Below are 25,492 nucleotides of genomic sequence, written 5' to 3' on the forward strand. Positions count from 1 at the left end.
CCTTTGCGGGTTTGCAGGAGCCTGCTGAAAGGCGAAGAAATACACGGATGACAATATGAGCGAACTGCGCAAGAAGTGGATCACCGCGCCACTACTGAAACTGATCAAGAAGGTTCTGCCGCCAATCTCGGAAACCGAGCGGGAGGCGATGGAAGCCGGCGAGGTGTGGTGGGACGCGCAGCTGCTCTCCGGCAAACCGGATTGGGACCAGTTGCTGAGCATGGGGCCGCCGCAGCTCAGCGAAGAGGAGCAGGCCTTTCTCGACGGGCCGGTGGAAGAACTGTGCCGGATGGTAGACGACTGGAAGATCAGCTTCGAAGACCGTGACATTTCCCCGGAGATCTGGGAGTTCCTCAAGAAGGAGCGTTTTTTCGGCATTATTATTCCCAAGGAATATGGGGGCCTGGGTTTCTCGCCAACGGCCCACGGGGAGATAGTCACCAAAGTTTCCACCCGCAGCACCTGCGTCGGTGTCACCGTGATGGTGCCCAACTCCCTCGGCCCCGGCGAACTGCTGATGGCCCACGGCACCGACGAGCAGAAGCAGTACTACCTGCCTCGCCTGGCGGATGGGCGCGAGATCCCCTGCTTCGGCCTCACCAGCCCCGAAGCCGGCTCCGACGCAGCCGCCATGGTGGACAGGGGGGTGGTCTGCTACGGCGATTACAAGGGCGAGAAAACCCTGGGCATGCGTGTCGACTGGCACAAGCGCTATATCACCCTGGGGCCCGTGGCCACCGTCCTGGGCCTGGCATTCAAGCTTTACGACCCGGACCATCTCCTCGGCGACAAGGAGGCGCTGGGTATCACCGTCGCCCTGGTACCCACGGACACCGAAGGCGTGACCATCGGCCAGCGCCACCTGCCGGCCATGCAGGCGTTCCAGAACGGCCCCAACTGGGGTGTGGACGTGTTCATCCCCATGGAGTGGATTATCGGCGGTCGGGAGAATGTGGGCCGCGGCTGGTATATGCTGATGAGCGCACTGGCCGCCGGCCGCGGCATCTCTCTGCCGTCTCTGTCTACCGGCGGGGCGAAAATGGCCGCGCGCACCACCGGTGCCTACGCGCGTATCCGCGAGCAGTTCGGAATCCCCATCGGCAAGTTCGAGGGGGTGCAGCGGCGGCTGGCGGAGATCGCCAGTGTCGCCTATGTGCTCGACAGCGCCCACAAAACCACCACCCGGGCCCTGGACGCCGGACACAAACCGGCGGTGGTCACTGCGATCATGAAAGCCCACGCCACCCACGGCCTGCGCCAGGCGATCAACGACGCCATGGATATCCACGCGGGCAAGGGCATCATGGACGGCCCCCTCAACTACCTGGGCAACGTCTACCGTGCGGTGCCGGTGGCCATCACCGTGGAGGGGGCGAATATCCTTACCCGCAGCCTGATGATCTTCGGCCAGGGCGCCATCCGCTGCCACCCCTACCTGTTCGAGGAGATGCTGGCGGCAGAGAATCCCGATACAAAAGAGGGGGTGGAAGCGCTGGACAAGCTGCTGCCCAAACATATGTTGTTCCAGGTCAAGACCTTCATCCGCGGCGTTTTCCACGGCTGGACCGGCGGCCTTTTCGCCAACAGTCCCAGGGGCGTGGGTTACGCGGCGAAGTACTACCGACAGATGGACCGCTACTCCGCGGTCCTGACCCTGGTCACGGAAATATCCCTGTTATCCCTGGGCGGCGGGCTCAAGCGCAAGGAACAGATCTCCGGACGTCTGGGCGACGTGCTGAGCCAGCTGTACCTCCTCAGCTGCACCCTCAAGCGTTTCAAGGACGACGGCAGCCCGAGAGAGGACCGGCCACTGCTGGAGTTCGCCATGCGCGCCGGGCTACACAATATCGAGGTGAGCCTGATGGAGGTGTTCCAGAACTTCCCTCGCCGTTTTCTGGGCCAACTGATGCACTTCCTCGCCATGCCGTGGGGGCACAGCATACGCACTGCTTCCGATCGCCAGTCCCACGCCTGTGCCGAATTGCTGATGGAGCCCTCGGAAACCCGCGACCGCCTGACCAGGGGGGTGTTCCTCGGCAATCCCGGCGATGGTGTCGACCTGGTGGAGCAGGCTTTCAATAAAGTCTGCGCCACCGAGAGTCTGCGGGACAAACTGAAGAAGGGCGGGATTCGCGCCTTCAACCGCGAGGCCATCGACGCCGGGCTGGAGCGCGAGCTGATCAGCGGCGAGGAGGCGGCGGAGCTGCGGGAGGCCGCCGAGGCGGTGAATATGGCCATACAGGTGGATCACTTTGATCACCTGGGTACCCGGGAATCCTGAGCAGTCTCTTTTTGTAGGAGCGGCGGGGCGGCCATCCGCCGCTCCTACAAGGAAAATCACCGAAATAGCGACATGAACGAGACTTCTGGCGAAAAACCCCGGCGCTTCGACGATCCGGAAGCCTGCGTCGACGCGCTGCTGGAAGAAACCGGCAAGCGCATCGTACTGGGCCTGCCCCTGGGCGTCGGCAAGGCAAACCACTTTGCCAACGCTCTCTACGCCCGCGCCGCTGGCGATCCCTCGATCTCCCTGACCATCTTTACCGCCCTCACCCTGGAGCGCCCGGTGGGCCACGGTGAAATCCAACGGCGTTTTATACAGCCGCTGCTGGACCGCCTCTACAACCACTATCAGGATTTGGGCTACACCCCGGCGCGGCACAAGGGGCTGCTGCCGGACAATATCGAGGTGTGCGAATTCTTCCTGCACCCGGGCAGCTACCTGGGCAACCCGTCCGTGCAGCAGGATTATGTCAGCAGTAACTACACCCACGTGCCGAGGGACCTGCTCGACAGGGGGGTCAACGTCATCGCGCAGATGGTGGCACCGGGTTCCGACAGCGGGGACTTCAGCCTGAGCTGCAATACGGACCTCACCCTGCCGGTACTGGAAATGGCCCGCGCGCGAAACCACCCGGTGGTATTCATTGGCGAGGTCAATCCGCAACTGCCGTTTATGGGCGGCGATGCCCGGGTGCGCGCCGGCGATTTCGACTTTCTGCTCGAGGGCGCCGACTTCGATACACCGCTGTTTGCCGCGCCCACTCTGCCGGTGGACTTAACCAACTACAGCCTCGCTTTCCATATCGCCAGCCTGGTCGCCGACGGCGGCACCCTGCAGATTGGCATCGGCGCATTGGGGGATGCCATCTGCCACGCCCTGCGCCTGCGCCAGAGCCACAACGATCTCTATCGCGAGCTGGTGCGCGATCTCACCAGTGACGATTCACTGCAACTGCGGGAAAAGCTTCCCCCGCAATTGGAGACCTTCTCTCGCGGTCTCTACGGCGCCAGCGAAATGGTGCCGGAGGGGTTCCTGCATCTGCGCCGTGCGGGCATTCTCACCCGCGAGGTCTACCCGGACGCAGCCCTGCAGAAATTACTCGATTCCGAAGAAATATCCTCCACGGTGGATGAGCAGACCCTGCTGGTCCTCAGGGAATCCGGCCGCATCAGCTGCCCGCTCACGAAAGCCGATACGGATTTCCTGCAGCGCCTGGGCATCGTGGATACCAGCTACAGCTGGCGCGGGCACAAATTCCTCAACGATCGGGGGGAAGAGGAGGAGTGCGACCTGCACAGCGTCCACGGCCGGGAAAGGCTGCTGGGCGACCGCAAGGGCAAAAAGCTGAAAGGCGGTGTCTGGCTGCACGGCGGTTTCTACCTGGGCTCCTCGGCCATGTATCGAGAGCTGCGCGAAATGCCGGAGGGCGAAAAAGCCGGTATCAATATGACCGCCATCGACTTTATCAACAGCCTGGAAAAAGACCGCGAACTGAAAACGGCCCAGCGCCCCATGGCCCGCTTCGTCAACAGCGCAATGATGGTGACCCTGAACGGCGCGGTGATTTCCGATGGCCTGGCCGAATGCCAGGTAGTGAGTGGAGTGGGGGGGCAATACAACTTCGTCGCCCAGGCCCACGAACTGCCCGGCGGCCGCTCGGTGATCGCCCTGGCCAGCACCCGCACCAGCAAGGGCGAGGTGCGCAGCAATATCGTCTGGGAATATCCCCACTGCACCATCCCCCGCCACCTGCGCGATATCGTGGTCACCGAATACGGTATCGCCGACCTGCGCGGCAAAACTGACCGGGACGTGATCACAGCGATGCTGTGTATCGCCGATTCCCGCTTCCAGGGCGAACTCCTGGAAAAAGCCAAGAGCGCCGGCAAGGTGGAATGGGACTACACCATTCCGCTGGAATTTACCGCCAATACGCCGGAGAAGATCCAGGCGGTGTTCAATGATCCCAAACGCCTGGCGCTACTGCCTTATTTCCCGTCGGGTACGGACTTTACCGAAGAGGAGGCGCTGCTGGCGGTGGCCCTCGGGCAACTGAAGATCCGCAGCAGAAAATGGTGGGAGATGATATCGCTGGTTCTTGCCGGGCGGGCAGGCTGGAAAGACGATTCAGAGGAAAACGTCTGGCTGCACCGCTGCCTGAAACGCATGGAGTTCGAGCAGACCGACAGCTACGAACACCGGCTGGAGGGCTATACCGTGGCTGGCGCGCTGCGGAGGTTTATTGATTTCCGGCGGCCGCTGCGTGGAGATTGAGGGCTCTCGCCCCTGTCACTTTTTTACCGACGCCCTATTGTAGGAGCGGCCCGGCCGGGAGCGGCCCATGGCCGCGATCGATATCCGGGTTCCCGGGCAGCCGGATCGCGGCCATGGGCCGCTCCTACAGGAGACTGGAGCCTCTCTCGCAAAGAACCGTCTCGACCGGTCCAACGCAGAGATACGAGATTGTGCACAGGCTCCTAGTCTTTGCTCTCCGACACAAACTTGGACAGCAGGCGGATATAAGCCACCTGGTAGTCGTTGTGGTTCTCCGTTACCGCCCAGGAGTTCAGTGGCCAACTGGTATTGAAGTCGAGGTAGGACTTCTGTGCGGGCTGGTCGGCGGGCGGTGAGGGCGGCGCTATACCGCACTGGGCGTTGTTCTCGGGACTGCCGCAACTTGTGGGGCAGCAGGCATCCCAGTCGTAACCCGGATTGGGGCCACCCACCAGGAAGCCCGGCGCGGGCCCGTAGGAGGATTCACTGACGGAATCCCACTGCGGGCTGCCGTCGGAGAACCAGGAGTGGTAGAAGCTGTCGACGGAATTCTCCGCGCCGAACTCTCCCATATTGGAGAGATATGCCTTGCCCAGCGGGTTGACCCCGTGCAGGTAGTTCAGGTGACGCAGCGCGGCATTGCGCGCTTCCGATTCCCCGGGGCCGCCGGCACCGAACTGGTACTGGTCGTAGAAGAGGTTGCCCTGGTGCGCGTGGGTGCGGTTGCTGCCCCAGGTGTAAACCTGGATGTGGGCGCGGTAGGCTTCGCGATCGCTGTTTACCGCGGGCCAGTTGTCTCCCCCCTGGTCCAGGGAGTTGCCGTAGGCGGTGCGGATACTGTCCGCCACCTGGGCGGATACACCGTCCAGGAAAGCAAAGTAGAGCAGGGCGTGCTGAATTTCCGCTTCCCATGGGGCGGCATGGCTCTGTTCGATCAGATGGGCGTTTTGATAGTTGTCTTCCACATACTGCCGGTAAACGGCTTTACCGGTCTTCTGGTACAGGTAGGTGGCGGCAATCAGGCTTTTGGTAAAACGCCCGTAGTCACTAGTTTCCTGCTCGCCGGCGGCGACGCCGTTGTCGGAGTTTCTGAAGGTCACTTCGGGATTCGCCTGCGCCCACTGCCAGGCGTTTTCCGCTCTTTCACTCAGGTCCGCGGCGTAACTCTCCAGGCCCTGGATCTGGCCCAGGAACTGGCTGCCGAGGGCGAAGGCGGCGGCGCTGCTGTAGGTGGCGGCGGTGGTCGCCGGGCCGTAGGTGGTGGGGCCGGTGGCGGAAGAGGGTGGGCTGGCGTGGGACAGGCCCATCACCGAGAGTACGGAGCCGTCCGCTTCCTGCATGCGGATCAGCCAATCCATCCCCCATTTCACTTCGTCGAGCAGGTCGGGGATACCGTTGCCGGATTCCGGAATATTGAAATCGTCCGTCCAGACTCCGGGGTTCTCCCGATAGCTGTGCAGCAGAGTGGTCAGGTAGGAGGCGTGCCAGTTGGTGTACTTGTTGTAGTCGCCGGCGTCGAACCAGCCACCGCGCAGGTCGCGCTGGGTGTCTGCATTGCCGGTGTCGTTGAACAAACGGGCTTCAGGGTCCTGGCCGGCGCCCAAGTGGCTGGCGCCGTCCGCCCAGCGGGCATCGGCGTAGGATGCCTCTTTGGCGAAGCCGGCGCGCTGGTAGTAGAAAGTGCGCACCGCCTGCACCAGCACGGGCCGATAGACGTCGTCGGCGATGCGGAAGGTGGGAGAGCGCAACTGGTTTTCAGTGTCCACCACCATATAGCTGCCGGAGCGGGTAACCGCGCTGAAATCCAGGTGCCAGACCCGGTCACCTGAATTGTCCGCGATGGCGCCGCCATTCCAGGCCTGGGGCCCGACGGTGAGCACCACTTCGTCGCTCTCGGTATCCACCACTTGATAGCTGTCGGCCGGCGTATATTCCCGATCCCCGTCAAAGCCCTGTTGTGGATCGCGCAGCACGGCCACTTTTTCCGATTCCGGCAGGTAGCCGAACTGATCGACGACGATAAAACCGCTGAGAGTCAGGTTCCCCGGGGCGCCACCGCTGGAGCTGCTTCCGGAACTGCTACTACTTCCAGAGCTACTGCTACCTCCGGAACTGCTACCACTGCTACTACTTCCAGAACTACTACTACCTCCGGAACTGCTGCTGCCACCGTCTCCAGCATCACTTCCGCCGCCGCCTCCACAGGCGGATAAGAGAAAACAGAACAGCAGGAAGGAAATGGATGAGAATAGTCGTCTGTTCATTGGTCGCATTTGTGATTGGTTATTTTTCAGAATTATATGATTTTTCATTATGTTAGCGCTATCGCAACTTTCCTTGAACCGTGACGAGGGTCACGAAATTGGCGTAAGGGTCGGGGCCCGAATAAAAAGGGCCGCAAAAGCGGCCCAAAAAGCCGCTGGCTGGGCCGGATTCCTGTGAATCCGATCCGGCTAGCGGCCATGTTGTACTTTGGCTGGCAGTTATTCGCTGTGGGCTTCCACAAACTTGGAAAGCAGGCGGATGTAAGCCACCTGATAATTGTTGTGGTTCTCTGTTACCGCCCAGGAATTCAGCGGCCAACTGGTGTTGAAGTCGAGGTAGGACTTCTGTGCGGGCTGGCCGAAAGGCGGTTCAGGCGGGGCCACGCCACAGAGGGCATTGTTTTCGGGGCTGCCGCAGCTGTTGGGGCAGCAGGCATCCCAGTCGTAACTCGGATTGGGGCCACCCACCAGGAAGCCCGGTGCGGGCCCATAGGAGGATTCGCTGACGGAGTCCCACTGCGGGCTGCCGTCGGAGAACCAGGAGTGGTAGAAGCTGTCGACGGAATTCTCCGCACCGAACTCTCCCATATTGGACAGATAGACTTTGCCCTGCGGATTGACGCCGTGCAGGTAATTCAGGTAGCGCTGTGCGGCATTGCGCGCTTCGGTAACCCCTGGAGCTCCTGCACCGAACTGAAACTGGTCCAGGAACAGGTTGCCCTGCGCGGCGTGGCCGCGGTTACTGCCCCAGGTGTATTCCGGGATACTGGCCCGATAGGCATCGACATCACCGTTTACCGCCGGCCAGTTGGCATCCCCGTTCATGGCCGTTTGGTAAGCGCTGCGGATAGCCGAGGCCACTTCGCTGGAAACACCTTCGAGCGCGCTGAAATAGAGCAGCGCATGCTGAATTTCCGTTTCCCAGATGGAGGCCCAGCTCCACTGCATCAGGTGGGCTTCCTGGTAGTTGCTCTCCACATATTGGCGGTATTCGCCCTTGCCGGTGGCCCGGTACAGGTTGATGGCGGCGATCAGGCTTTTGGCGAAGCGCCCGTATTCATCCACTTCCTGCTCGCCGGCGGCGACGCCGTTGTCGGAGTTTCTGAAGATCACTTCGGGATTCACCTGCGCCCACTGCCAGGCATTTTCCGCCCTGTCACTCAGGTCCGCGGCGTAACTCTCCAAGCCCTGGACCTGGCCCAGGATATGGCTGCCGAGGGCGAAAGCGGCGGCGCTGCTGTAGGTGGCGGCGGTGGTCGCAGGGCCGTAGGTGGTGGGACCGGTGGCGGATGAGGGCGGGCTGGCGTGGGACAGATCCATCACGGAAAGCACGGAGCCGTTTGTTTCCTGCATGCGCACCAACCAATCCATCCCCCATTTCACTTCGTCGAGCAGATCGGGGATACCGTTACCGGATTCCGGAATATTGAAATCGTCGGTCCACGCCGAGGGGTTTTCCCGATAGCTGTGCAGCAGGGCGATCAGGTAGTCCGCGTGCCAGTTGGTGTACTTGTTGTAGTCGCCGGCATCGTACCAACCGCCGCGCAGGTCACGCTGGGTGGCTGCATTGCCGGTGTCGTTGAACAAACGGGCCTCCGGGTCCTGACCCGCGCCCAGGTGGCTGGCGCCATCCGCCCAGCGGGCATCGGCGTAAGGTGCCTGTTTGACGAAACCGACACGCTGGTAGTAGAAGCTGCGCACTGCCTGCACCAGAACCGGACGGTAGATTTCATTGTCGATGCGGAAGATGGGAGAGCGCAGTTCGTTGGTATCGTCCGCCAGTATGTAGTTGCCGGGGGTTGTGACCGAGGAAAAGTCCAGGTGCCATACGCGGTCACCTGAGTTGTCGGCGGTGGCGCCGCTGTTCCACGCAACCGGTTGCGCGCTGTAGACCACTTCACCGCTGTCTGTGTTCACCACTTTGAAGGTCGCAGCGGGAATATATTCTCCTGCGCTGTCGTACCCTGTTTGCGGATCCCGTAGTACCGCGACTTTTTCGCCGTTGGGCAGGTAGCCGAATTGATCCACGGTAATAAAGCTGCTGGTCTCGTAGCCTTGATAATCGCCTCCTGAACTGCTGGAAGACGACGAGGAGCTTGAAGAAGAACTCGAAGCGCTGCTGCTTGAGGAGCTACTGGAAGAACTGGAGCTGCTCGAAGAGGAACTCGAACTGCTCGACGATGAACTGGACGAGCTGCCACCACCATCATCTCCTCCCACAGTCACCGGTACCGGTGAGATACCGCCCGGAGTGGTCAGAAAACCGATATTGACCTGGCCGTCAACACCGATAGTCCCGTTGTAATCCGCCGGCCCCACCACGTAGTGGCTGCCCGCGTGGGAGACGATGATGCCGTTCCAGATCTGGGTGATCTCCACATCGAGCTCGAACTCCACAGTCCAATCGGAAAGCGGCACCGGATCATCATTGAGTACGACAATCTCAGCCTGGGCGCCTTGCCCCCAGTCACTGGCAATATTCATGTTTGCCTGGGCGGCGAATACCGATGGTGCCGCAAGACACATACTGAAAAATAAACATTTATGTGATAACCGCATGATACGGATCTCCCTTTTTCGCTGTTTTTAATTATGCGGTGCGATACAAGCTTATTATTGTTAGTGTGAAATATATGATTTTTGGGATGGTACCGATACCATCAGCGAGGAGGAAAGAGCAAAAATTGAACCGGCGTCACGAACGAACGCTGCGAAAGCACAGTAAAGTGGCAGAAAAACAAAAAAAGGGCCGCAGAGCGGCCCGGCGAAGTGAAATAAAGGATATTTCGAAAGGCTCTCTTACCTAAACTGCTCTTCCTCAGTGGAACCGGTCAGCGCAGTCACGGAGGACTGGCCGCCCTGGATCACGTTGGTCATATCGTCGAAGTAACCGGTGCCCACTTCCTGCTGGTGCGCGACGAAGGTGTAGCCCTTCTCGGCATCGGCGAACTCCTTTTCCTGCAGGCGAACATAAGCGGACATGTCTTCGCGGGCGTATTCGTAGGCGAGATTAAACATACCGTTCCACATATTGTGGATACCCGCCAGGGTGATGAACTGGAACTTGTAGCCCATCGCCGATAGCTCGCGCTGGAAGCGGGCGATGGTGGCGTCGTCCAGGTTCTTCTTCCAGTTGAAGGAAGGGGAGCAGTTGTAGGCCAGCAGTTGGTCCGGGTACTCCCGACGTACCGATTCGGCGAATTTCTTCGCCTCGTCCAGGTTCGGCGTGGCGGTTTCGCACCACAGCAGGTCCGCGTAAGGGGCGTAAGCCAGGCCGCGGTTGATGGCCTGGTCGATACCGGCCTTGACCCGGTAGAAACCCTCGGCGGTGCGCTCACCGGTGAGGAAGGGGGCGTCGTACTCGTCGCAGTCGGAGGTCATCAGGTCCGCGGCGTTGGCATCGGTGCGCGCCAGTACGATGGTGGGGACACCCTCCACGTCGGTGGCCAGGCGTGCGGCGACCAGTTTCTGTACCGCTTCATGGGTGGGCACCAACACCTTGCCGCCCATATGGCCGCATTTCTTCACCGAGGCCAACTGGTCTTCGAAGTGCACGCCGGAGGCGCCGGCGCGGATCATGTTTTTCATCAGCTCGTAGGCGTTCAGCACACCGCCGAAGCCGGCCTCGGCATCCGCCACGATGGGAGCGAAGTAGTCGATATAGCCGGCGTCACCCGGGTTCACACCCGTTTTCCACTGGATCTGGTCAGCGCGTTCGAAGGCATTGTTAATGCGTCGCACCACCGTGGGTACCGAGTCGACCGCGTAGAGAGACTGGTCCGGGTACATGGTCTCAGAGGTGTTGGCATCCGCGGCCACCTGCCAGCCGGACAGGTAGATGGCCTGCACACCCGCTTTTACCTGCTGTACCGCCTGGCCCCCGGTCAGGGCGCCCATGGCGTTGACGAAGTCCTTGTCCGGGCGGAAGGCCGGGCGCCCCCCCTCGTTGATCAGTTGCCACAGCTTCTCGGCGCCCCGTTGGGCAATGGTGTTCTCGCGCTTGAGGGAACCCCGCAGGCGCACCACATCTTCCGCGGAGTAGGTGCGCTTCACGCCCTTCCAGCGGGGATTGGACTCCCAGTCCTTCTCGATGGCCTCGATTTCGGCCTTGCGGTCATAATTGCCTGCGGTCATTTCTCTCTCCCTCGTAAGGCGCTGACTGATATTAGGTGTTGAGTATCCTAGTAGCCCTGGCATAATTTGCCCAATTTATTGCTTCTATTTTCGCTATCGACGGTACGAATACTCAATGAACCTGGAAAGAGCCGACCTGAACCTGCTGGTCTACCTGGATGTGCTGCTGCGGGAGCGCAATGTCACCCGCGCCGCCAATTACCTGGGGTTGTCCCAGCCCGCCATGAGCAACGGCCTCAAGCGGCTGCGGGAGCTGTTCGACGACCCGCTGCTGGTGCGCACCCGCGAGGGCATGATGCCCACGGAGCGGGCTCTGGACCTTCAGCCCATGGTGCGCGAGGCGCTGGCGGCCATCGACCGGGTGATCCAGCCCAATCGGGATTTCGACCCTGGGGCCGCGCGGCGCACCTTTCGTATTATGGCCAGTGACTACGCGGAATCCACGCTGATCCCGCCGCTGTTGAAGCAATTGCGAGAGGGTGCACCCGGGATCAGCCTGGATATCATGACCCCCAGCGACGTGAGCTTCGTGGACGTGGAGCAGGGGAAGGTGGACATGGTGATCAACCGCTTCGACAGCATGCCCCAGAGCTTCCACCAGGCCACCGTGTGGCGGGACAGCTTTTCCTGCGTGATGCGGGCGGATAACCCAATTCTCGAGGACTACAATCTGCAGAGTTACCTGCGTGCCCAGCATATCTGGGTGAGCAAGACCGGCATGGGTGTCGGCGTGGGGGTCAACCCGGAGGACGTGCAGCGCTTGGGCTGGGTGGACGAGGCCATCGGCCGTCTGGGCGAGAAGCGGACCATCTCGGTATTCACCCGCCACTACCAGGTGGCCATGCTGCTGGCGGAGCAGAGCGACCTGATTGTCACCGTGCCCACACGCCTGGCCCTGCTGGCGCGGGACAACCCCCGGGTGGTGCGCCGGGAACCGCCGCTGGAGATTCCGCCGCTGGAACTGAAAATGGCCTGGAGTCCACTGCTGCAGCAGAGTGCGCCCCACCGCTGGCTGCGACGGCTGATTCTGGATATCGGCCGCCATCTGTAGCGGCGCACGAGACTGCTTTTGATAAAAATTCAAAATGTGAATAGTGGAAATTCCGCCTATAAATTAGCAGCATGGCGAAACGCCTGTTTAGAATGCCGAATTCCCAACGATCAGCGAGAGGCCCGGATATGACGGAACGAGTCCAAATCGGCGAACTACAAATCGCGCCGGAATTGTACAAACTGATCAACGAGGAGGTGATCCCCGGCACCGGTGTGAACGCCGGGGAATTCTGGGCTGAATTCGAGAAAATTATCGACGACCTGTCGCCGGTGAATCGCGCCCTCCTGGAGAAACGCGACCAACTGCAGGCCAAAATCGATCAGTGGCACAGCGACAATCCCGGCGCCTTCCGGGATATTCCCCGCTACAAGGAATTCCTCCGCGAGATCGACTACCTGGTGGACGGGCCCGCGGATTTCTCCGCGACCACGGAAAAAGTGGATGCGGAAATCGCCACCATGGCGGGGCCGCAACTGGTGGTGCCGGTAATGAATGCCCGCTATGCACTGAACGCCGCCAACGCCCGCTGGGGCAGTCTGTACGATGCCCTTTACGGCACAGATGTAATCAGCGAGGAGGGTGGTGCGGAAAAAGGCACTGGCTACAACCCGGTGCGCGGTGCCAAGGTGATCGAATACGGCCGGGAATTTCTCGACCAGTCAGCACCGCTCACTCGCGGCAGCCACAAGGATGTCGTGGAGTACCGTCTCAACGGATCGCTGCTGGAAGTGGAATTGACCAACGGCGATATCGCAACGCTGAAAAACAGCAGCCAGTTTGTCGGTTATACCGGCGATATCGACTCGCCCAATGCAATCCTACTGCAACAGCACGGCTTGCGCATTGAAATCCAGATCGATCGCGAAAGCCCCATCGGCAAAAACGACACAGCCGGGGTCAAGGACATTGTGGTGGAGGCCGCGCTCACCACCATTATGGATTGTGAGGACTCGGTGGCCGCGGTGGACGCGGCGGACAAGGTGCTGGTCTACCGCAACTGGCTGGGGCTGATGAAGGGCGATCTTCAGGAGTCCATCAGCAAAGGGGACAAGACCTTCGTACGCAAACTGAATCCCGATCGCGAATACACCTCCCCCAACGGCAGGGCCTTTTCCCTGCCCGGACGCAGCCTCTTGTTTATTCGCAACGTCGGCCACCTGATGACCAGCGATGCGGTACTCGATAAAGACGATAACGAAGTCCCGGAGGGAATTCTCGACGGTATGATCACCAGCCTGATTGCACTGCACGATATCCGCGGCGATAGCGAGAGGCCGGTGAAAAACTCGCGCACCGGCAGTATCTACATCGTCAAGCCGAAGATGCACGGCCCCGAGGAAGTGGCATTCGCCAACACCCTGTTCGACCGGATCGAAGACGTTCTGGGCCTGGAGCGCAACACGGTAAAGATGGGCATCATGGACGAGGAGCGACGCACCACCGTCAACCTCAAGTCCTGTATTGCCGAAGCCAGGGAGCGGGTTGTGTTTATCAACACCGGGTTTTTAGATCGCACCGGCGACGAAATTCACACCTCCATGCTCGCCGGCCCGATGATCCGCAAGGGAGACATGAAAAAGTCCAAATGGATAACCGCCTACGAGGACTGGAATGTGGATGTGGGGCTGGCCACCGGGCTCAAGGGCAGGGCACAGATCGGCAAGGGTATGTGGCCGATTCCCGACCAGATGCTCGCGATGATGCACGCCAAACTGGCCCACCCCATGGCCGGCGCCAACACCGCCTGGGTGCCGTCACCCACGGCCGCCACACTGCACGCGCTGCACTACCACAAGGTAGACGTGGCCAAACGGCAGGAAGAGCTGGCCAGGCGCGAGCCGGCCAGCCTGGATGACATTCTCACGGTTCCCGTCGCGGAGGACACCAACTGGAGCACCGAGGAAATACAGCGGGAACTGGACAACAACGCCCAGGGCATTCTCGGCTATGTGGTGCGTTGGGTGGAGCAGGGCATCGGCTGCTCCAAGGTGCCGGATATCAATGACGTGGGTCTGATGGAAGACAGGGCCACACTGCGTATTTCCTCCCAGCACATCGCCAACTGGCTGAAGCAGGGTGTATGCACCGAGCAACAGGTGATGGAAACCATGCAGCGCATGGCTGCGGTTGTGGATCGGCAGAACGCCGGTGATCCCGACTACCGCGACATGTCACCAAACTACGATGGCAGCATCGCCTTCCAGGCTGCCTGCGAACTGGTGTTCAAGGGCGGGGAGCAACCGAACGGCTACACCGAGCCGGTGCTGCACCGCCGGAGGCGGGAGTTCAAATCGAAAAATGCTTAAACAGAAAAGGCCCCACGGGGCCTTTTTTCATAGGAAGAAACTGCTGCTGGCACTCAGTCTGGCGCTGATCCCGGCCAATGCCGCCCCGCCGCCGATCATCTGCGCGCAAAGAGCCCTTTCATCATAATAATTGCGATGCTCATCAACTGGCTAGATATGTAGCTGAAGAAATCCGCGACAGCCAATCGCCGCTGGCTTCCCACCCTGATAGAGAAGGCTACCCCGAATACGATCCGTTCCAGCCCCGGCCCGAAAGCTAGGTTTCGCTGAAACGGTCACTATTGATTGAAGTTGATGGAGTTAGATGAATAATGATCTTTATTGATTGATAACATATCTTATATATCATATGGTGAAACAAAGCGCAGAGGAGAGCTGCGCGGTTTCGGCTTTGCATGCGTTCCAATTCCAATAACGACGGAGCAAACCAATGAGCTACAAAGGACTGAGTGCCCCCGCTCCCCGGTCGGTAGCGATCATGGCCGCCATGGCCTTCGCCAGCACAACACACGCCCAATCAACCTCTGATCCAAACGGCGCCATTGAAGAGGTTCAGGTGACAGGGTTCAGAGCGTCCCTGAATACCGCACTCAATCAGAAACGCGAGAGCACAGCAGCGGTAGACAGTATTGTCGCCGAAGACATCGGGAAATTCCCGGACTCCAACTTGGCCGAGTCCATGCAGCGTATACCCGGTGTCGCACTGGCGCGCGGTGATGGTGGCGAAGGTAAGAATATTTCTGTGCGCGGTCTGGGTGCCGAGTTCACCCGTGTGCGGATCAATGGTATGGAAGGTGCCTCCCAGACCGGCTCATCCGACATTTACGGCGCCGGCAACGCAGGGCGGAGCTTCGACTTCAATGTATTCCCAACCGAAATTTTCTCCGAGTTGACTGTCCGCAAAACACCCAGCGCGGATATAGAAGAAGGCTCCCTCGGCGCTACCGTAGACTTGAGAGCACCAAGGCCACTGTCTGCGGAAGGGGATCTAACCATCACCGGTACCGCGCGAGGCGTCTACAACGAGGTGGGAGACTCTGTCGATCCCCGTTTTTCAGGACTGATTTCAAAGAAATTTTTCGACGATACCTTCGGCGTGTTGGCATCCGTTGCACACTCCGAACGGAATATTCGCGAAGTGGGCTACTCTGCCGTTAACATTCTCCCTACTTATGTGAATGGCGGCTTCTGTTCGCCTGTGGGCTACACCCCACAAAACCCGGAAACCCATGCGGAAAAAGGAGCAGACGCCCTCAACTGCAGCGCCAATAACCCACGCACGGGTAGCAGTGAAGCCTATGAGCTTATTCAATCCCGGACCGGGGTATCCGGTAACCCCGGGGGCGGTGTGTTTCTTCCACGCATTCCTCGCTACCTTAACTCCGAGCAGGATGCAGAGCGCACCGGCGGCACCTTGACACTCGAATGGCAACCCACCTCCGATACCCATATCGCTCTGGACAACCTTTACTCCAAGTATGATGTCGTGCGGCGTGACAATTATATTGATGCGCTATCTTTCGCTCGAAATGCCAATGTCAATGGCCAACCCATGGTATCGGTCCGGGAGCTTGAGGTAGATGACAATGGTACATTAGTCTACGGCGTTTTTGATGGCGTCAACCTTCGCTCAGAAAGTCTGGTCGACCGCTTTTCTACCACGTTTGAACAAACCAATCTCAGCATTTCGCATCTGTTCAGCGAAGACTTTGAAGTTAAGGCGCTACTGGGTCGCTCGAAGTCAGAGTTCGACAATCCTGAGCGCCTGACCGTAAACGTAGACTCTCCAAATACCGATAACTTCGTCATTGATTTTAGAAACCGCGACAACATTCCCGCCATGAGCTACGGCATAAATGTCAATGACCCAGGAAATTTCAACTATGCCCCTCGCCGGGGGGACGGTGTTGTTTTGGGCAATTTCAATACCCGAAATCAAAGAAGAGTTACGGAGAATACAACGGCCGAAGTAGACATCATCTGGAATTTCTCACCTGAGTTTACCTTCAAGTTCGGCGTACAGGCCCGTGAGAACGATTACAAAACCCATTCTGTTATAATCGCAGACGAGTTCAGAGGCACATCGCAATTACCGGAAGGAACCAGCATCGCCGACTTCTCAAGAACCGTTCAGGGCGTGAGCAATGTTCTGGGCTCAGCCACGATGGGCGACTACCTGGGTGTCGATCACGAGAAATGGAAAGACATCGTGGGTTTTGACGATTTTATATGGTGTGGCGCAGAGTGTGGCGCTCAATCTCCCGCGGTAAACGAGAAAACCAACAGTGCATACTTGATGGCCGAATTCGCCTTTGATCAATGGAGATTTCCTGTGCGCGGTGATATCGGCGTTCGATACATAGATACCGACCAGCACAGTATTGGCTTTATCCCCACCGAGACCCCTGAAAGCTCTCCCTACCGCACTTTTGCCCAGCGGGTCGAGATTGATCGTCAGTACGACGATCTGCTGCCTTCCTCCAACGTGGTCGTAGAGTTTACACCTTCGCTCCTGGGGCGGCTTTCAATCGCGGAAGTAATGTCCCGGCCCGACCTGGGACTTCTGATTCCAAGCGGCTCCATGAACCCTGCTACACGAACCGCCTCCATCGGCAACGCCTTGCTTGAGCCGATTCGAGCGAAGACCTACGATGTCGCCCTGGAATGGTACTTTGATGAAGGTGCACTGGCCTCTATCGCCTACTTCAAGAAAGACATCAGCACTTATATTCAGTCCATTTCAAGCCTGGTCCCGTACACTGAACTTGGCTTTCCCAATACGCTGCTGGAAGGTACGGCCGCCGACTCCGATGATTTGTTTACAGTAAATCAAGCGACTAACACTAAGGGTGGTCCACTCAGCGGTGTCGAGTTAAATCTTCAGCTGCCGATGATCTTCCTGCCCGGCTTTTGGCAAGACTTCGGGGTTCTGGCCAACTACACCCACGTAACCTCTGAAATTGACTATGTACTCCAGAGCAAGGAAGGCGTACCAACGCTGACCACCACCAACGACCTAATCGGTCTCTCGGAAAACGCGGCCAGCGCAACGCTTTACTATGAGAATGATGTTTTCAGTTTCCGCACCACCGGAAGCTATCGTTCAGGCTACTTGCGCTCAGTTCCGTCCGGAGCCAACGACAGCGACGTACTAGGCAACAATTCCACATTCTTTGTTGATGCCTCAGCATCTTACTATCTGACGGACACCGTCAAGTTAATATTTGAGGCACAGAACCTCACGAATGAACGCAACACCCTCTACATTGACAGCCAACGCAGGGACCCTTTGTTTGAAACCGAAATGGGGCGAACCTTTACTGTTGGTCTCAACACCAAGTTCTGAAGGAAAACCCGGCCCTCTACATGGGTGAAGAGCGACCTGCAAGGATCGATCAGCAAGGGCGACAAGACCTTTGTGCGCGAGATCACAGCTTGGTAGGTGCGCCGTGCGCACCCTTTCAGAGCTTGCGGAGCCAGTGCGCACAGCGTACCTCTTGTAGAAGTACTCAAAGTTTTTTTCTTGACCTGAAGCACACTTGAGGTCTTATGCTGCCCGCCGTTATCAAGCAGCAAAGGGACCAGGTTATCATGGCTACTACAGCAATAGACCTGCAGGCCTACTGCCGGCGGATCGGCTATAAGGGCAGGTTATCCGCAGAACCGGACACGGTAAAAGCACTGGTTGTCCAACACACCCACGCCATTTCCTTCGAAAACCTCAACCCTTTCCTGGGCTGGCCCGTGGATATCAGCCTGGCGGCGGTAGAGCGCAAACTGGTACACGGTGGGCGGGGTGGATACTGCTATGAGCAGAACACGCTCTTTCGCGCTGTCCTGGAGTCGCTCGGCATAGCGGTTATCGGTCTCGCCGCGCGGGTGCTCTGGCAGAGACCGGCGGGGACGACGCCGGCGCAATCCCATATGATGTTGCGCGCGGAGATAGAGGGTATCCCCTACCTGGTGGATGTGGGATTTGGTATCCAGACCCCTACCTGGCCACTACGCCTGGATACCGAGAAACCGCAAACCACTCCTCACGGCCGTTATCGAAAACTGCAGCAGGGGGGCGAATATTGGGTGGAAGTGGAAATTTCAGGCGAGTGGAAACCGATTTACAGCTTTGATTTACAGCAGCAGTCCGCCGGCGACTACAAGATGTTCAACTGGTATTGCTCCACTCATCCGGACTCGCATTTTACCACCGACCTGATCGCGACCCGCCCGACAACCGGCGGACGCTATACCCTGCGCAACAATAACCTGATCTTTTATCCTCACAGTGGCCCCAAACGGGAATCCGCCCTGGCCAGTGTGGATGAATTGCGTGAGGTGCTTTTGCAGACTTTTGATATCAACCTGCCCGACACCCCGGAAACGGAGCGTGACCTGGAAAAGGTATTCACTAGTGGAAAATAGTGGGAAAAACCTCGTGACGAAAATTGCCGTTATATATCACTCGGCCCAGGGGACAACCGAAGCCCTGGCCAGATCGGTGATTGCCGGAGCCAACGGGCTCACCGGCACTGAAGCCATCGGGATAAAAGTAACCGGTGAGGAAGTAGTCCAGGGCCGCTACCGCAATCAGCGGGCACTGGAACAGCTGGATGCGGCCGATGGCATCGTATTTGGTTCCCCCACGTTCATGGGCTGCGTTTCCGCTCAGTTCAAGGCCTTTATGGATGCGACCAGTGAACGTTATTCCCGAAGAAGTTGGGCCGGGAAGCTCGCCGCGGGCTTCACCATCGGTTCCAGCCCCAGCGGCGACCAGTTGAACACGCTGCAAACCCTGCAGGTTTTCGCCAGCCAGCATGGCATGTTGTGGATCAGTATCGACCTGCCGGCGGGGGCCGATGCTGCTGCGCGCCCTCGTCTGGGTGCGCAATCCGGCCTGGTTGCGGCGCATTCCGCCGCGGGGGAAGTACACCCGCAAGATCACCTGACCGCGGAGTATCTCGGGAGCAGGGTGGGGGAGTTGGCAGGATTACTGTTCCGGGGAGCCGGAGCGACAGGGATATCGTGACGTTCAGTCAGGCGCCGCCGTCGGGTTCAACCGGTAGATTCCCTGGTGTTCATCCCAGGCGCGGAAAGCTGCAGTCCCTTCCGGCAGCCCCTCGTGAATGCCCAGCACCAGGGCCGCTCCCGTCTGCATCACGGCCCCTATGCGTTCGAGGACGGCGCGCTGTAACTCCTCGTCGAAATAGGTGAATACCAGGTTGCGGCAAAGCACCAGATCGAATGGCCCGGGGGGTGCGCTTTCGCGGATATCCTCCACCCTGAACTCGACATTGCCCCGGAATTCCGGTTTCAGGCAATAGTTTTCGGCGCGGCGAGTGAATGCCGTACCCCGCCACCCGGCGGGTAGGTCCTTGAGGTTGCTGGGGGGATAACAGGCCTCCCGGGCACGGCGGCACTGGTTGGCATCGGCATCGGAGGCGACGATGCGCAGGCGCAGATCGGAAAACGACGGCTGCAGCCGCATCTCCCAAGCAATGGCCAGGGTATAGGGCTCTTCCCCCGCGCCCGCGCCGGCACTCCACACGTTGAGGCGGTCGGCCCCTCTCGAGCGGGCCAGTTGCGCCAGCTCCGGCAACACTTCCTCAACCAGACGGGCAAATACTCCTTTGTCGCGGTAAAAGCGGGAAATGGTCACCCGCGTTATGGCGTCCAGGACGCGCCATTCCTCCGGGTGCCGGGCCAGGTAACGGCGATAAGCGGATACGTCCTCAAGCCCAAGCTGTTTGATGTGTCTTTGAAGGCGCTTGCAGACCTGGCCGCGAACTTTGCGGAAACCGGGCCAGCGCATGCGAAGCCGGGGCAGGGCCCATTGCAGAAACGTTACACAGGCTTCGTCGTGCATCCGGTGCTTTTCCCAATCCCGCTCAGCGGCGGGCCGGGTATTCGAGGTAATACATGGGGAACAAGCTTAGCAGAGGGCGATACCTTACAGCGGGCTCGCAAGCCCGTGAAGCCGGTAATTAGTTTTGCGCCCTGGGGTCGGGTGGACCAGCTCTACAGGGAAAAGCACCTGTTGTAAGTGGAAATCGTTGCGCAATTGCCCTGAGCCCAAAATCGAGGCCCTAAATGAGTAACCGCCGCAAATTGCCGTCCGGTACGGCCAGCGGCCAATCCTGCTCGAACACGTCCAGCAGCTTGCGCGACCGCACCGGATTATCCGCTTCGTAGACGCCCAGCCATTGATGACGCTCGTCGCGTACAAGCAGTTGCCGGTCGTCGGCGACGGCGAATTCCCAGTCCGGTGTGTCCACAGTGGCCTGAACTTTGCGGATTTCCATGATCGAACCGAGCCGCTGGGTAAGGTGATGCAAGCGGTGGTGGTGACGTACCACAGGATCGCTGTCGCGAATCAGGATACGTACCTGGACGAAGCGGCTGTCGCGGGCAAAACGGGAGAGGGCCTCGACAACCTCCGCGTCATGGTAGAGGGCGCGATCCAGGTGTTCCGAAAGAATATTCAGGCTCCTGCGGCTGCTGCCGAGCAGTTCGATCAGCGCCCGACGAAAATCCTCGGCGGACGTCAGTGGCCTGGGGTCTTTCACGCTACTCCACCTCCGGTGGGTAGATCAGGCTGCCCTGGGCAACCAACTGGTCGATCAGGCCACCGGCAGCCGCCAGTTCGGGGAACCGCTCGATATCCCGCTCAACCAGGGTTTTTATAGTGCAAAAGTTTTCCGCAAAGGGGATTGGTGCGGAAAAAAACTCACCGTCCACGAACAACACTTGGGGATCGCGGCTGAAGGCGCAGCGGGAACCGGGATTCAGAACCAGTTCGACACCACACGCCAGCTGATCCCGCCAGTCCTCCGCTGCGCCGGCTTCAAAGGCGAGGATGTCGGGGTATTTGGCCTCGGTCATCACTGCGCCAAACCAGCGGGCGATATTCTGCGGTTGCTGAATCCACCGACCCAGTTGCTCCTGCAGCCGTTGCACAGCGGCACTGTCTATCTCGCCGGGATTTTTTGCCGGTGCCAACCCGGGATCGCTGTAACGGATATGTTCCGGAAGCGCCATAGCCAGCTCAGAAGCCAGATCCTCGAGAGCAACGCGTGCTGAGGGAGCGCGAAAGCCGATGGAAATGGTGGTACAGGGGCCATCGGCGATGCCCCAGTGGCTGTACTGGGGTGGCAAATAAAGCATATCGCCGGGCTCCAGCAGCCAGCTGTTCTCCGCCTCGAAATCACGCAGGATATTCAACGGCGTGCCTTCTACCCTTGGGCTGCTTTCGTCGGCTTTGGGCCCCAGGTGCCAGAGCCGTTTGCCCTCCGCTTGCAGCAGGAACACATCATAGAAATCGTAGTGGGGGCCGACGCTGCCGCGATCTGCAGCATAACTGATCATTACGTCGTCCAGGCGCCAGTCGGGAATAAAACGAAAGCATTCCTTCAGTTCGGTCACTTCCGGCAGCCATTGATCCACCGCCTGTACCAGCAGCGTCCAGTGACTGGCGGGCAGGGAGAGAAAATCACTCTCGGTAAAAGGCCCGTTGCGCAACTGCCAGGGACCGTCTTTTCCGCTCTCCTCCACCAGGCGCGATTCCACTTCCTGCTCCAGTGCCATACCGGCCAGTTCCTCTCCTGAAACGGGGGAGACAAAGTCCGGGAAGGCGTTGCGAATCAGCAGCGGTTTGCGCTGCCAGTAGTCGCGCAGGAAGTCGGCTATTGGCAGATCGCCCAGGTGTGTCAGCGGTTTGACCACAGTAAATTCCCAGCAATTTCCAATGGCAACTTTCCGTAGGATGGGCAAAGCGCAGCGTGCCCATCGATTCTGCGGAAGATGGGCACGCTTCGCTTTGCCCATCCTACAAATGTCCCGCCCATTCTAGATTTTTTTAGCTTGATCCACGGCATTTCCGATATAGGAAGCCGGGGTCAGTTCGTGCAGAGATTTCTTTGCCTCTTCCGGAATTTCCAGGTTTCCGATAAAGGTTTTCAAGGTCTCGCGAGTGATACCCTGTCCGCGGGTCAGCGCTTTGAGTTTCTCGTAGGGCTCTTCAATATTGTATCGGCGCATCACCGTCTGAATCGGTTCCGCCAGCACCTCCCAGGCATTGTCCAGGTCTTCCGCCAGACGCTGGCGGTTGATTTCCAGCTTGCCCAGTCCCTTCAGTGTCGCAGCATAGGCGATCACCGCATAACCTGCACCCACGCCCATATTGCGCAGTACGGTGGAGTCGGTGAGGTCCCGCTGCCAGCGGGAAACCGGTAGCTTGGCGGCCAAGTGCTGGAAAACGGCGTTGGCCAGGCCCAGGTTGCCCTCGGAGTTTTCGAAATCGATGGGGTTGACCTTGTGGGGCATGGTGGAGGAGCCCACTTCACCGGCGACAACTTTCTGCTTGAAATAGCCGAGAGAGATATAGCCCCAGATATCGCGGTCGAAGTCGATCAAAATAGTGTTGAATCGCGCAATGACATCGAACAGTTCGGCGATATAGTCATGGGGCTCGATCTGGGTGGTGTAGGGGTTCCAGGCCAGGCCCAGGGAGGTGACAAATGCCTCGGCATTTGCCGCCCAGTCCACATCGGGATAGGCGGACAGGTGCGCATTGTAATTGCCCACGGCGCCATTGATCTTGCCCAGCAATTCCACATCGTGAATCTGTTTGAGCTGTCGGCGCAGGCGCGCCACCACATTGGCCAGTTCCTTACCCACGGTGGTGGGGCTGGCGGTCTGGCCGTGGGTGCGCGAAAGCATGGGTACATCGGCAAACCCTTTTGCGAGCCCGGCAATTTCGCTGACAATTTGGTTCATCGCGGGCAGCAGCACCTGATCGCGCCCGGCGCGCAGCATCAGAGCGTGGGAGAGGTTATTGATATCTTCGGAGGTACAGGCGAAATGCACAAACTCGCTGACTTCCGCCAGCTGCTGGTTGGCAGAGATTTTTTCTTTCAGGAAATATTCCACCGCCTTGACGTCGTGGTTGGTGGTGCTTTCTATTTCCTTGATGCGCCGCGCATCCTCCACCGAGAACCCGGCCACAATGTTGTCGAGCACTTGGTTGGCTTCACTGTCGAAAGCTGGAACTTCCTCGATTTCCGGGTGGTTGGAAAGCTGCTGCAACCAGCGAACCTCCACCTCCACCCGCGCGCGGATCAGGCCGTATTCGCTGAAGATATCCCGCAGCGGTGCAGTTTTGCTCTCGTAGCGCCCGTCGATAGGGGAAACCGCGGTTAGGGCGGACAGCTCGACAGTCATAGTTTCTCTCCGAACTTAAACATTTGAGGATTCGATTCGCGCGATCAACTCGTCGGTCGCGGCGAGCAGTTTTTTGCGCTGGAACAGCAGGTGCAGTCTGCGCCCGCCCAATTGGCGCCACAGAGTGGCGGCGCGCACGCCGGCGAACAACATGGTGCGGATCTGGTTGGCGATGCGCTGTTGTTGCAGAAAATTAAAATCCCCCAGCACCTGTATGCGGAAACGGAAGGTACTCAGAGTGTCGCTATATACGCCGGCGAGATTGGAAAAGACATTTTCGTGGGTCAGGTTGAAGTGATCCGCCTGCACCTTGGCTTTTTCCAGGCGGCTGCCGATTATCGCCAGCAGGTCGCTTTTCCTGCTCAGTTGGCGCTGTAGGTAAAGGATGGAGAGCGCGTAGCGCAGGCAATCGGTGTACTCCGGGTGCTGGCGCGAGCGCAGAAGCTGGCGGGAGACCTGCAGCCCGGGCAGCAGCCTGTCGGCGCCGCCGAAGACATCTTCGGCGCGATCCGGGTTGATCTGGAACAGACTGTAGACGCCGGTCTCCAGTTGCTCCAGGGGCGCGGTGCCGGTTTTTGCCAGCCGCTCTACCAGAACCGCGGATTGAAAGATCCCCGCCAGTGCCAGCGCCTGATCCCGCCAGTTACTCAAAGTCTCTCCTTAATTCTGTTTGCCGGGTGCGCAGCCAATGCCGGTGGCCCGCTCTATGACGGCGCCGCCGAGGCAGACTTCGCCATCGTACAGCACCAGTGATTGCCCCGGTGTGATTGCCCGCTGTGGTTCGTCAAAGGCCACTTTCAACCCGCCGGTGCCGCAGACCTGCACCGTGCAGTCCTGATCCGGCTGGCGATATCGGGTTTTGGCCCTGGCCCGAAACCCGGTCGCCGAAGCGCTGCCGCTGATCCAGTGGGTCTGTGCCGCTTCCAGGCCGGTGGCGTAGAGCAGGGGGTGGTGGGCGCCCTGGGCCACGATCAATACATTGCGCTCCAGATCCTTGCCCACCACATACCAGGGCTCCTCGCCGGCACCCCTCACACCGCCGATCCCCAAACCCTGGCGCTGTCCAATAGTGTGGTACATCAGCCCCGCGTGACGCCCCATGACTTGCCCCTCCGGGGTCTCCATATCCCCCGGCTGCGCCGGCAGGTACTGTTCCAGGAAGTTCTTGAAACGGCGCTCTCCAATAAAGCAGATACCGGTACTGTCCTTCTTGTCGTGAGTGACGAAATTATGCTCTTCCGCCAGGCGGCGCACCTCAGGTTTTTCCAGCTCGCCGAGGGGGAACAGGGACTTGGCGAAAGCCGCTTCGTCCACCGCGTGCAGGAAATAGCTCTGATCCTTGTTGGCATCCAGGCCCTTGAGCAGGTAGGTGCGCCCGTCGATATCCCTGCGCCGCGCGTAGTGGCCGGTGGCGATGAGGTCTGCGCCGAGCACTTCGGCGTATTCCAGGAAGACCTTGAACTTGATTTCCCGGTTGCACAGGATATCCGGGTTGGGCGTCCGCCCGGCCTTGTATTCCGCCAGAAAGTACTCGAACACGTGATCCCAGTACTCGGCGGCGAAGTTGGCGGTGTGCAGCCGGATTCCCAGTTTCGCGCACACCGCCTCGGCATCCGCCAGGTCGGCCTTGGCGGTGCAGTATTCAGTGCCGTCGTCCTCATCCCAGTTCTTCATAAACAACCCCTCCACCCGATAGCCCTGCTGCAGGAGCAGCAGGGCGGCCACGGAGGAGTCCACGCCGCCGGACATGCCGACGATTACGCGCTGGGGCTGTTTCAAGGAGTGGGGCATAGATAAGGACGATCAGTTACTGCATGACTAAATGGCACTATAAAGTTAGGGGAGGCCCCCTCGCATCACGAACTATCGCTTAACTTAGCGCCATTCAGCACATGGCTAATAAAAAGGGGCGCAATTTTACCCGCGATCGGGCTTTGTGACCAATGGCTTTGTCAACGGCGGA

At 59.3% G+C, this 25,492-nt stretch carries 16 protein-coding genes; 7 read left to right on the forward strand and 9 right to left on the reverse strand.

Going from position 1 to position 25,492, the window contains the following annotated elements:
* Window positions 1-55: 55 nt before the first annotated feature.
* The gene (locus FHS09_RS04035; RefSeq protein ID WP_183456987.1) at window positions 56-2,281 is read left to right on the forward strand and encodes an acyl-CoA dehydrogenase; all 2,226 of its coding nucleotides are present in this window, start codon (window positions 56-58) and stop codon (window positions 2,279-2,281) included.
* Window positions 2,282-2,353: 72 nt separating this feature from the next.
* Window positions 2,354-4,558, forward strand: a complete 2,205-nt coding sequence (locus FHS09_RS04040) for an acetyl-CoA hydrolase/transferase C-terminal domain-containing protein (protein WP_183456989.1) — start codon at window positions 2,354-2,356, stop codon at window positions 4,556-4,558.
* Window positions 4,559-4,761: 203 nt separating this feature from the next.
* On the opposite strand, the gene FHS09_RS04045 is transcribed toward FHS09_RS04040, so the two are convergent.
* The 3 genes from FHS09_RS04045 to aceA all read right to left on the reverse strand — a co-directional run bounded on the left by FHS09_RS04045 (window position 4,762) and on the right by aceA (window position 10,956).
* Window positions 4,762-6,822 carry a glycoside hydrolase family 9 protein gene (locus tag FHS09_RS04045; RefSeq protein WP_183456990.1) on the reverse strand — a complete coding sequence of 687 codons (2,061 nt, stop codon included), beginning with the start codon at window positions 6,820-6,822 and terminating at the stop codon, window positions 4,762-4,764.
* A gap of 219 nt (window positions 6,823-7,041) precedes the next feature.
* On the reverse strand, window positions 7,042-9,306 hold the full coding sequence (locus FHS09_RS04050) for a glycoside hydrolase family 9 protein (protein WP_183456992.1): 2,265 nt from the start codon (window positions 9,304-9,306) through the stop codon (window positions 7,042-7,044).
* Between the two features lie 315 nt (window positions 9,307-9,621).
* Window positions 9,622-10,956, reverse strand: a complete 1,335-nt coding sequence (gene aceA / locus FHS09_RS04055; protein ID WP_183456994.1) for an isocitrate lyase — start codon at window positions 10,954-10,956, stop codon at window positions 9,622-9,624.
* A gap of 115 nt (window positions 10,957-11,071) precedes the next feature.
* Here aceA and FHS09_RS04060 point away from each other — a divergent pair, with 115 nt between their 5' ends.
* From FHS09_RS04060 to FHS09_RS04080, 5 genes are all read left to right on the forward strand, one after another.
* Window positions 11,072-12,007, forward strand: coding sequence for a LysR family transcriptional regulator (locus FHS09_RS04060; protein ID WP_183456996.1), 936 nt, complete (start codon window positions 11,072-11,074; stop codon window positions 12,005-12,007).
* Between the two features lie 128 nt (window positions 12,008-12,135).
* Complete coding sequence (locus FHS09_RS04065; RefSeq protein ID WP_183456998.1) at window positions 12,136-14,316, forward strand: malate synthase G; 2,181 nt, start codon at window positions 12,136-12,138, stop codon at window positions 14,314-14,316.
* Between the two features lie 430 nt (window positions 14,317-14,746).
* Window positions 14,747-17,662 (forward strand): TonB-dependent receptor, encoded by a 2,916-nt coding sequence (locus FHS09_RS04070; RefSeq protein ID WP_183457000.1) that lies wholly within the window; start codon window positions 14,747-14,749, stop codon window positions 17,660-17,662.
* 245 nt (window positions 17,663-17,907) lie between these two features.
* The gene (locus FHS09_RS04075) at window positions 17,908-18,735 is read left to right on the forward strand and encodes an arylamine N-acetyltransferase family protein (protein ID WP_183457002.1); all 828 of its coding nucleotides are present in this window, start codon (window positions 17,908-17,910) and stop codon (window positions 18,733-18,735) included.
* A 13-nt stretch (window positions 18,736-18,748) separates the two neighbouring features.
* Window positions 18,749-19,339: an NAD(P)H-dependent oxidoreductase gene (locus FHS09_RS04080; RefSeq protein WP_183457004.1), complete on the forward strand. Its 591-nt coding sequence runs from the start codon at window positions 18,749-18,751 to the stop codon at window positions 19,337-19,339.
* Window positions 19,340-19,342: 3 nt separating this feature from the next.
* Here FHS09_RS04080 and FHS09_RS04085 read toward each other — a convergent pair whose 3' ends face one another.
* The 6 genes from FHS09_RS04085 to mnmA form a co-directional block, all read right to left on the reverse strand.
* A complete protein-coding gene (locus tag FHS09_RS04085; RefSeq protein WP_183457006.1) occupies window positions 19,343-20,176 on the reverse strand; it encodes a CheR family methyltransferase in 834 nt (277 codons plus the stop codon).
* A 220-nt stretch (window positions 20,177-20,396) separates the two neighbouring features.
* Complete coding sequence (locus FHS09_RS04090; RefSeq protein ID WP_183457007.1) at window positions 20,397-20,876, reverse strand: DUF7931 domain-containing protein; 480 nt, start codon at window positions 20,874-20,876, stop codon at window positions 20,397-20,399.
* 1 nt (window position 20,877) lies between these two features.
* Entirely contained in the window at window positions 20,878-22,032 is a 1,155-nt protein-coding gene (locus FHS09_RS04095) for a JmjC domain-containing protein (RefSeq protein ID WP_183457009.1), read from the reverse strand.
* 123 nt (window positions 22,033-22,155) lie between these two features.
* The gene (gene purB / locus FHS09_RS04100; RefSeq protein ID WP_183457011.1) at window positions 22,156-23,529 is read right to left on the reverse strand and encodes an adenylosuccinate lyase; all 1,374 of its coding nucleotides are present in this window, start codon (window positions 23,527-23,529) and stop codon (window positions 22,156-22,158) included.
* Window positions 23,530-23,544: 15 nt separating this feature from the next.
* Window positions 23,545-24,180 carry a high frequency lysogenization protein HflD gene (gene hflD / locus FHS09_RS04105; RefSeq protein WP_183457014.1) on the reverse strand — a complete coding sequence of 212 codons (636 nt, stop codon included), beginning with the start codon at window positions 24,178-24,180 and terminating at the stop codon, window positions 23,545-23,547.
* Between the two features lie 9 nt (window positions 24,181-24,189).
* Entirely contained in the window at window positions 24,190-25,320 is a 1,131-nt protein-coding gene (mnmA, locus tag FHS09_RS04110; RefSeq protein ID WP_183457016.1) for a tRNA 2-thiouridine(34) synthase MnmA, read from the reverse strand.
* Window positions 25,321-25,492 lie beyond the last annotated feature (172 nt).

The sequence above is a fragment of the Microbulbifer rhizosphaerae genome (genome assembly GCF_014191725.1).
GTDB classification, from domain to species: Bacteria; Pseudomonadota; Gammaproteobacteria; order Pseudomonadales; family Cellvibrionaceae; genus Microbulbifer; species Microbulbifer rhizosphaerae.

Bases quoted from the DNA above. Each gene is read 5' to 3' on its own strand.
- FHS09_RS04035 (WP_183456987.1), top strand. From the start codon at position 56: ATGAGCGAACTGCGCAAGAAGTGGATCACCGCGCCACTACTGAAACTG.
- FHS09_RS04040 (WP_183456989.1), top strand. From the start codon at position 2,354: ATGAACGAGACTTCTGGCGAAAAACCCCGGCGCTTCGACGATCCGGAA.
- FHS09_RS04045 (WP_183456990.1), bottom strand. From the start codon at position 6,822: ATGAACAGACGACTATTCTCATCCATTTCCTTCCTGCTGTTCTGTTTT.
- FHS09_RS04050 (WP_183456992.1), bottom strand. From the start codon at position 9,306: ATGAATATTGCCAGTGACTGGGGGCAAGGCGCCCAGGCTGAGATTGTC.
- aceA (WP_183456994.1), bottom strand. From the start codon at position 10,956: ATGACCGCAGGCAATTATGACCGCAAGGCCGAAATCGAGGCCATCGAG.
- FHS09_RS04060 (WP_183456996.1), top strand. From the start codon at position 11,072: ATGAACCTGGAAAGAGCCGACCTGAACCTGCTGGTCTACCTGGATGTG.
- FHS09_RS04065 (WP_183456998.1), top strand. From the start codon at position 12,136: ATGACGGAACGAGTCCAAATCGGCGAACTACAAATCGCGCCGGAATTG.
- FHS09_RS04070 (WP_183457000.1), top strand. From the start codon at position 14,747: ATGAGCTACAAAGGACTGAGTGCCCCCGCTCCCCGGTCGGTAGCGATC.
- FHS09_RS04075 (WP_183457002.1), top strand. From the start codon at position 17,908: ATGGCTACTACAGCAATAGACCTGCAGGCCTACTGCCGGCGGATCGGC.
- FHS09_RS04085 (WP_183457006.1), bottom strand. From the start codon at position 20,176: ATGCACGACGAAGCCTGTGTAACGTTTCTGCAATGGGCCCTGCCCCGG.
- purB (WP_183457011.1), bottom strand. From the start codon at position 23,529: ATGACTGTCGAGCTGTCCGCCCTAACCGCGGTTTCCCCTATCGACGGG.
- mnmA (WP_183457016.1), bottom strand. From the start codon at position 25,320: ATGCCCCACTCCTTGAAACAGCCCCAGCGCGTAATCGTCGGCATGTCC.